The 8,220-nt window shown below is 74.2% G+C and carries 8 protein-coding genes and 1 riboswitch; of the genes, 1 reads left to right on the top strand and 7 read right to left on the bottom strand.

The window, feature by feature from the left end:
* Positions 1-2: 2 nt before the first annotated feature.
* From AWW66_RS20505 to rpe, 6 genes are all read right to left on the bottom strand, one after another.
* Positions 3-1,316 (bottom strand): bifunctional 3,4-dihydroxy-2-butanone-4-phosphate synthase/GTP cyclohydrolase II, encoded by a 1,314-nt coding sequence (locus AWW66_RS20505; RefSeq protein WP_067368924.1) that lies wholly within the window; start codon positions 1,314-1,316, stop codon positions 3-5.
* Positions 1,313-2,011, bottom strand: a complete 699-nt coding sequence (gene pnuC, locus AWW66_RS20510) for a nicotinamide riboside transporter PnuC (protein WP_067368927.1) — start codon at positions 2,009-2,011, stop codon at positions 1,313-1,315. The genes AWW66_RS20505 and pnuC overlap by 4 nt, the downstream gene beginning before the upstream one ends.
* Positions 2,011-2,622: a riboflavin synthase gene (locus AWW66_RS20515; RefSeq protein WP_067368930.1), complete on the bottom strand. Its 612-nt coding sequence runs from the start codon at positions 2,620-2,622 to the stop codon at positions 2,011-2,013. The genes pnuC and AWW66_RS20515 overlap by 1 nt, the downstream gene beginning before the upstream one ends.
* A 1-nt stretch (position 2,623) precedes the next feature.
* Positions 2,624-3,685 carry a bifunctional diaminohydroxyphosphoribosylaminopyrimidine deaminase/5-amino-6-(5-phosphoribosylamino)uracil reductase RibD gene (ribD, locus tag AWW66_RS20520; protein ID WP_067368936.1) on the bottom strand — a complete coding sequence of 354 codons (1,062 nt, stop codon included), beginning with the start codon at positions 3,683-3,685 and terminating at the stop codon, positions 2,624-2,626.
* A 143-nt stretch (positions 3,686-3,828) separates the two neighbouring features.
* Positions 3,829-4,000: riboswitch (FMN riboswitch) on the bottom strand.
* Between the two features lie 62 nt (positions 4,001-4,062).
* Positions 4,063-5,016 carry a response regulator gene (locus AWW66_RS20525; protein ID WP_067368939.1) on the bottom strand — a complete coding sequence of 318 codons (954 nt, stop codon included), beginning with the start codon at positions 5,014-5,016 and terminating at the stop codon, positions 4,063-4,065.
* A 2-nt stretch (positions 5,017-5,018) separates the two neighbouring features.
* Positions 5,019-5,699, bottom strand: coding sequence for a ribulose-phosphate 3-epimerase (gene rpe, locus AWW66_RS20530; protein ID WP_067368941.1), 681 nt, complete (start codon positions 5,697-5,699; stop codon positions 5,019-5,021).
* A 257-nt stretch (positions 5,700-5,956) separates the two neighbouring features.
* Here rpe and AWW66_RS20535 point away from each other — a divergent pair, with 257 nt between their 5' ends.
* Entirely contained in the window at positions 5,957-6,847 is an 891-nt protein-coding gene (locus AWW66_RS20535) for a septum formation family protein (protein ID WP_067368943.1), read from the top strand.
* Positions 6,848-6,892: 45 nt separating this feature from the next.
* Here the strand turns inward: AWW66_RS20535 and AWW66_RS20540 are convergent.
* The coding region (locus tag AWW66_RS20540) for an RsmB/NOP family class I SAM-dependent RNA methyltransferase (protein WP_067368950.1) at positions 6,893-8,220 on the bottom strand (1,328 nt) is incomplete at its 5' end.

An 8,220-nucleotide genomic window follows, 5' to 3' on the forward strand; every position in this document is an offset into this window, starting at 1 on the left:
GATCATGCTCCGATCTCGTCGCCGGCGGCCCGTCGGCCGGCCGGGGTCTCGGTGATGTCGTCCAACTCGTCGAGCAGGTGTCCCATCCGGTCCCGCTTGGTGCGCAGGTACCGGACGTTCTCCGGGTGCGGGCGGATCGGCAGGCCCTCGCGGCCGAGGATGGTCAGCCCGTAGCCTTCCAGGCCGGCCCGCTTGGCCGGGTTGTTGGTGAGCAGCCGCATCGAGCGGACCCCGAGGTCGTAGAGGATCTGCGCGCCGGTGCCGTAGTCCCGGGCGTCGGCGGGCAGGCCCAGATCGAGGTTCGCGTCGACGGTGTCCCGGCCGAGATCCTGGAGCTGGTACGCCTGGAGCTTGTGCAGCAGCCCGATGCCGCGCCCCTCGTGCCCGCGGACGTAGAGGACCACGCCGCGGCCCTCCGTGGCGACCCGGGCCAGGGCGGCGTCCAACTGGGGGCCGCAGTCGCAGCGCAGCGAGCCGAAGACGTCCCCGGTGAGGCACTCGGAGTGCACCCGGACCAGGACGTCCTGCCCGTCGCCGAGGTCCCCCATGACCATGGCGACGTGCTCGGCGGGGTCGTGTTCGGCGCGGTAGCCCATCGCCCGGAACACCCCGTGCCGGGTCGGCATCCGGGCCTCGGCGACCAGCTCGACCTGCTTCTCGGTACGCCGCCGGTGGGCGATCAGGTCGGCGATGGTGACCAGGGTCAGGCCGTGCTCGGCGCAGAACTTCTCCAGGTCGGGCAGGCGCATCATGGTGCCGTCGTCGTTGACCAGCTCGCAGATCACCCCGGCCGGGCGCAGCCCGGCGAGCCGGGTCAGGTCCACCGCCGCCTCGGTGTGCCCGGGACGGCGCAGCACCCCGCCGGAGCGGGCGCGCAGCGGCACCAGGTGCCCGGGTCGGGCCAGGTCGGCCGGGCCGGTGGCCGGATCGGCGAGCAGCCGGATGGTGTGCGCCCGGTCGGCGGCGGAGATGCCGGTGGTGATCCCCTCCCGGGCGTCCACGGTCACCGTGTACGCGGTGCCCCGCCGGTCCTGGTTGGTGTGGTGCATCGGCGGCAGGTCGAGCCGGTCGGCCTCCGCCTCGGTCAGCGGTACGCAGATGTAGCCGGAGGTCCAGCGGACCATGAAGGCCAGCAGCTCCGGGGTGGCGAGTTCGGCGGCGAAGATCAGGTCGCCCTCGTTCTCCCGGTCGGCGTCGTCGACCACGACGACAGGGCGACCGGCGGCGATGTCCGCCAGGGCCTGCTCGATGCTGCCGAATCCGCTGGTCGGGGCGGGGTCGGTGGGTGTCCGGTCCGGTTCGTCTCGCTCGTTCATGCCACGGCCTCCGAGTAGGTCGACGGGATCGGGCTGCGGGCCGGGCGCAGGGCCCGGGAGGTACGCCACCAGGTGGCCAGGCCGGCGGCGCAGAAGACGCCGTACAGCAGGTACATCGCCGCCGACGGGTAGAAGCCGCCGCGCAGCAGCAGCGGTACGCCGACCGCGTCCACGGCGATCCAGATCAGCCAGAAGTCCACCCAGCCCCGGGCCATGCCGTACGTGGCGAGCAGGCTGCCGACCAGGATCCAGGCGTCCGGCAGCGGCCCCCAGGAGCCGAGGGCGGCGAGCACCGGGTACGCCACGGCGGTGCCGGCCACGGCGACGGCCAGCAGGCCCAGCCGTTCCCGCCCGGTGGCCCAGCGGGGGGCCACCGCCGCCCCGTCGGGTGCGGTGCCGAGCCGCCGGGTCCGGCCCCAGCGCCACCAGCCGTAGAGGCTGACCGCGAAGAAGAAGACCTGCCGGCCGGCCTGCCCGTACAGGTCGTGGGCCTGCGGGGTGGCGAAGACCCCGCCGAGGAAGACGGTGAGCAGCAGCGCGTTGCCGACCATGCCGACCGGCCACGCCCAGACCACCCGGCGCAGCCCGAGCAGCGCCGAGGCGAGCCCGAAGCCGTTGCCGACAATCTCGCGGACCAGCACCGGCTCGCCGGCGATCTGCGTCTGGGCGTGCAGCAGCCAGGTCAGCGGGTCCATCAGGCGTCCCCGCCGGGCAGCCGGGAGCCGAGCAGCCGCTCGACGTACTTGGCCAGCACGTCGACCTCCAGGTTGACCGGGTCGCCGACGCGCCGGGAGCCGAGGGTGGTCAGCTTGAGGGTGGTCGGGATCAGCCCGACGGTGAACCAGTCCGCGCCGACCCCGGCGACGGTGAGCGACACCCCGTCGACGGTGATCGAGCCCTTCTCCACCACGTACCGGGCCAGGGTGTCGGGGAGCCGGAAGCGGACCGTCTCCCACTGCTCGGCCGGCTCCCGGGCGGTCACCTCGCCGACCCCGTCGACGTGGCCCTGCACCAGGTGGCCGCCGAGCCGGGAGCCGAGCGCGGCGGCCCGTTCCAGGTTGACCGGGTCGCCGGGGCGCAGCGCGCCGAGGGCGGAGCGGCGCAGGGTCTCCCCCATCACGTCGGCGGTGAAGACGTCGCCGTCGACGTCGACCACGGTGAGACAGACCCCGTTGACCGCGATCGAGTCGCCGTGCCGGGCGTCGCCGGTGACCAGCGGCCCGCGCAGGGCGAACAGCGCCGAGTCGCCGCCCGTCGACGTCGTCCGGACGACCTCACCCAGTTCCTCGACGATGCCGGTGAACATGTCAGCTCTCCCTCTTCCGGGGTACCGCGGTGATACGCAAGTCGGGGCCGATCTGCGTAACGTCGGTCACGTCGAGGTCGATGGCCTCCGTGATGGTGCCCACACCGGCGTCGACCAGCGCGGCCGGCCCGGCGCCGAGCAGCCGGGGCGCGACGTAGCCGACCACCCGGTCGACCAGGCCGGCGGCGAGGAACGCGCCGGCCAGCCGGGGCCCGCCCTCCAGCAGCGCCGCCCGGATCCCGCGCTCGTGCAGGGCGGCCAGCAGCGCGGTCAGGTCCACCCGGCCCGTCGGGTCGAACCCGACCTCCTTGCCGGTGGCGATCCAGGTCCGGGCCGCGCCGTCGCGGACCCGGGCGTCGAGCGGGGTACGGCCGGCCGAGTCGACCACCACCCGCAGCGGCTGGCGGATGGCGAGGCTGCCGTCGCGCAGGTTGCGGGCGGTGAGCCGGGGGTCGTCGGCGAGGACGGTACCGACCCCGGCGATCACCGCGTCGACCGTGCCGCGTAGCGCGTGCACGTCGATCCGGGACGCCTCGGAGGTGATCCACATGCTGGTGCCGTCGGCGGCGGCGGCCCGGCCGTCCAGGGTCGCGGCGTACTTCCAGATCACGTACGGCCGGCCCCGGCGCACCGAGGTCAGCCAGGCGACGTTGCCGGCCTCGGCCTCGTCGGCGCGGACCCCGACGTCCACCCGGACCCCGGCGGCGCGCAACGTCTCGGCCCCGCCGGTGGCGACCGGGTCCGGGTCCGGCACGGCGATCACCACCCGGGCCACCCCGGCGTTGATCAGCGCGGTGCTGCAGGGGCCAGTGCGGCCGGTGTGGTCACAGGGTTCCAGGGTGACCACGGCGGTGCCGCCCCGGGCCCGCTCACCGGCCTGGGCCAGCGCGACGATCTCCGCGTGCGGCCCGCCGGCGTAGGCGTGGAAGCCCTCCCCGACGACCTGGCCGGCGGCGTCGAGCAGCACGCAGCCGACCACCGGGTTGGGGCTGGTGGTGCCGAGACCACGGGCCGCGAGTTCGATCGCGCGACGCATCGCCTCGTCGACGGAGACCCCGGTCATCGCCTGTTCCTGCCCTCTCGCTCGCCGGTCGCGCGCAGGCGGTGAGAGCAGGCGGCGGCGGAGGCCGGGAACGGCACAGCCGCCCCCGGGGGACACCCACGCGCGGCGGCTGAGGTCAGCGGCCGGCAGGGCCCATCCGTCCCGCGCGCTGTCTCCCATCCGGACTGTCTGAGCGCGGTGGTGCCGCACTCAACCGTCGGCCCCGGATTCTCACCAGGTCCACCGGGCGGCCGAGGCCGTCCGGGTCGCGGGCTTACCACGGTCGGACCGTGGATCACCGCCGGTTCGGAATTACACCGAGTCCCGCCAGCGCGTGGTGGGTACCTGAAGAAGTCTTACACGACAATGCCCCGATGTCGCTATTCCCGCGTGCTTACTCACAGGGAGCGGCGACGGTCCACCGCGACGTACGAGCCGGGCTGGCTCTTGGCGACCGTCTTCATCTCCGAGGCGGTGGCGATCGCGGCGAGCGGATCGGTGATCCGTTTGCCGGCGTCGGAGAGCGAGACGCCGATGGAGAGGGTGACCAGGGCGGCCCGGCGGATGTTGCCCCGCCGGTCCTTCAACTCGACGAACCCGCGTTCCCGGTCGGTGGGGTCGTAGAGCGCGTCGGCGGCGCTCTCGAAGTCGACCACGGCGCGGGAGGTCAGCGGGCGGACCTGCTCGGGGCTGCACACGATCACGAAGTCGTCGCCGCCGACGTGACCGAGGAAGGCCGGTGGCAGGCCCACCGTGACCAGGGCCCGGTGCAGGCTGCGGGCCAGCGCGGAGATGAACTCGTCGCCCCGGACGAAGCCGTACCGGTCGTTGACGCTCTTGAACCGGTCGATGTCGATGTAGCCGACCGCGTAGTCGGCGCCGCTGCGGACCCGGTCGCTGATCTCCCGGCGGATCCGGCTGTTGCCGGGCAGCCCGGTCAGCGGGGAGACCTCCCGGAACTCCTTGTTGCGCCGCAGCGTGGAGCTGACCCGGGCCACCAGTTCGGCGGTGTCGAAGGGCTTGACCAGGTAGTCGTCGGCGCCGGCGGCGAGGCCGTGCACCTTGTCCACGGTCATCCCCTTGGCGGTCAGCATGATCACCGGCAGGGCGGAGGTCATCGGGTCGGCGCGCAGCCGGCGGGTCAGTTCGAGCCCGTCGATGCGGGGCATCATCAGGTCCACCACGGCCAGGTCCGGCCGGCGGCGTTCGATGACCTCCAGGGCCTCCTGGCCGTCGGCGGCGTGGATCACGTCGAAGCCGTGCAGCCGCAGGTTGAACTCGACGAAACGGGCGATGTCCGCGTCGTCGTCGACGACGAGGATGACATCGGGCCGGTCGCCGTCGGCGTCCATGCTCAGTGCCCGCCGCCGGCGCGCTCGGCGAGGGAGCGCAGCCTGCGGACCGCCTCGGCGGGATCGGCGGCGCCGTAGACGGCGGTGCCGGCGACGAAGGCGTCCGCACCGGCCTCGGCGGCCTGCTCGATGGTGTCGGCGGCGATCCCGCCGTCGACCTCGATGCGCAGGTCCAAGTGGCCGGCGGCGACGTGCCGCCGGGCGGCCCGGACCTTGTCGAGCAGGTGCGGGATGAACCGCTGCCCGCCGAACCCGGCCTTGATCGTCATGATCAGCAGGGTGTCGAAGCTGGGCAGCAGGTCCAGGTACGGCTCGATCGGGGTGTCCCGGTCGATCGCCAGCCCCGCCTTGGCCCCGGCCGAGCGCAGGTCCTTGGCGAGCGCGACCGGGTCGTCACACGCCTCGGCGTGGAAGGTGACGTTGTACGCCCCGGCGTCGGCGTACCCGGGGGCCCAACGGCGCGGGTCCTCGATCATGAGGTGCACGTCGAACGGGATCTCGGTCGCCGCCCGCAGGCTCTGCACCACGGGCAGGCCGATGGTCAGGTTGGGCACGAAGTGGTTGTCCATGACGTCGACGTGGGCCCAGTCCGCCGCGCCCTCGACGGCGCGGATCTCCTCGGCCAGGCGGGCGAAGTCGGCGGCCAGGATGCTCGGCGCGATGATCGGCGGAGGTACGGTCACCGGGCCAGTGTACGAACGCCGCCACCGGACGTCGCCATCGCGGCACCATCCGAGACCCGTTGTCACCCACCCGTGACCGGTGGTACACAATTGGCCGTTCCGCTCCGGCGATCCGGGCTGAAAAGTCAGCAATGACTGGCTGATCAACGGAAACACCGTAACACTCCAACAGGGACGGTGGCGTATGCTGCTCGCCCGGCGGCGCAACGCCGTACGGGTCGCGGCGACCGGCCGTCAGCTCCCGGAAAGGGCAGACGATGCGACGGTGGCGTGGTGCGCTGGCGCTGGCCGGTGCGGTGGTGCTGCTGCTCACCGGTTGCGTGCCGCCACACGGCTCCGACGGTGACCTCACCGACGACTGGCCCGCGCTGCGTCCGCCCCGGGCGTTCGTCCCCGCCGCCGGGGCCTGCCTGCCCCGGCTCAGCGTGGTGGTCCAGGCCAGCACCTACGACACCGTCGACTGCGCCCGCAGCCACCTCGCCGAGGCGATCCACGTCGGCACCTTCACCGGCGCCGGCGCCGAGGCCGACACCCGGCCGGAGCCCGGCTCCCCGGCCCTGCGCACCGCCCGCGCCGAGTGCGACCAGCGGGCCCGCCAGGTGCTCGGCGGGGACTGGCGATCGGCCCGGCTCACCCTGAACATCGCCGTACCGTCCACCTCGGCGTGGCGGGTCGGCGCGCGCTGGTTCCGGTGCGACCTCAGCGAGACCGACAGCATCGACAACACCCGCCCGGTCAACCGGGTCGGCAGCCTGCGCGGCGCCCTGCTCGGCGACTCGCCCCTGGCCCACCGCTGCTTCGACCCGAAGCTGATCGGCGGCAACCTCAACTACATGGCCCCGGTGCTCTGCACCGAGCCGCACCGCGCCGAGTTCGTCGGCGTGTACGAGGAACGGGACATGACCTGGGCGGAGTTCAGCAAGGCCAACGCCCAGGTGCACCGGCGTTGCATGACCCTGGTCGCGGCCTTCGCCGCCGTACCGGTCAACAGCGAGTTGCCGTACCGGGCCGGCTCGATCTTCTACCCGCCGTCGCAGCGGGAGTGGGAGGAGGGGGACCGGGGCGTGCGCTGTTTCCTGTGGAGCGACGACCGCAAGCTCACCCGCTCCATGCGTGACGCCGGCCCCCAGGGCCTCCCCACCACCTGACCCGCCCCGCCCGGGTCGCGCCACCAGGCGGGGCGGGGCGGTGGGTCAGGTGCGGCGCAGGGTGGCGAGGAACATCGCGTCGGTGCCGTGGCGGTGCGGCCAGAGCTGCACCGTCGGCCCGTCACCGAGGCCGGGCATCCCCGCCGGCAGCAGCGGCCGGGCGTCGACGAAGTCCACCCCGACGCCGCAGCGCCGGGCCGCCTCGGTCACCGACACGTGCGTCTCCACGGTGTGCGGGGAGCAGGTCACGTACGCCACCACCCCGCCCGGTCGGGCCGCCCGCAACCCGGCGGCGAGCAGTTCCCGCTGCAACCGGGTCAACGCCGACAGGTCCGACGGCTGCCGCCGCCACCGCGACTCCGGCCGCCGCCGCAGCGAGCCCAGCCCGGTGCAGGGCGCGTCCACCAGCACCCGGTCGAAGTGCCCCTCGGGCAGCTTCGGGTCGCTGCCGACGGTCCGCCCGTCGGTGGCCAGCACGGTCACCGGCAGCCCCCGGGTCGCCTCGGCCACCAGCCGGGCCCGGTGCTCGGCCACCTCGACCGCGGTCAGCCGGGCCCCCCGCTGGGCGGCGAGCGCGCCGAGCAGCCCCGACTTGCCGCCGGGGCCGGCGCACAGGTCCAGCCACCGGCCGTCCGGGCCGTCGAGCCCGGCGGCGACCAGCGCGTCGGCGACCAGTTGCGACCCCTCGTCCTGCACGTGCGCCCGCCCCTGCGCCACCGCCGGCAGGTCGCCGGGCGCGCCGCCGGACAGGTAGACCGCGTACGGGGAGAAGGCGCCCGGGGCGCCGCCGACCTCGTCGGCCAGCTCCACCGCGTCGACCAGGCCCGGCCGGGCGCACAGGTGCACCGGGGGACGCTCGTTGTCCTCGATCAGCAGCCGGGTGGTCTCCCCCAGGTCACCGCCGAGCGCCTCGCTGAAGGCCCGCACGATCCACTGCGGGTGGCTGTACGCCAGCGCCAGGTGCCCGATCGGGTCGGTCTCGGCCGACGGGGCGAGCTGGGCCACCCAGCCGTCGGCGTCGCGGGTGGTGACCTCCCGCAGCACCGCGTTGGCGAACCCGGTCGCCCCCGCGCCCACCAACCGGACCAGGTCCACAGTGGAGGAGACCGCCGCGTGCGGCGGTACCCGGGTGTGCAGGAGCTGGTACGCGCCGAGCCGCAGCGCGTCGCGCACCGGCGGGTCGATCCGGGCCACGTCCCGCCCGGCGGCGGCGGTCAGCACCGCGTCCAGGGTGCCCAGGTGCCGCAGGGTGCCGTAGGTCAGCTCGGTGGCGAAGGCGGCGTCCCGGCCGTACAGGCCCGTCTCGCGCAGGATCGCCGGCAACACCAGGTTGGCGTACGCGTCGTCGCGGTGCACCGCCGCGACCGCCTCGT

Source organism: Micromonospora rosaria, assembly GCF_001567585.1.
In the GTDB taxonomy this organism is placed as follows: Bacteria; Actinomycetota; Actinomycetes; order Mycobacteriales; family Micromonosporaceae; genus Micromonospora; species Micromonospora rosaria.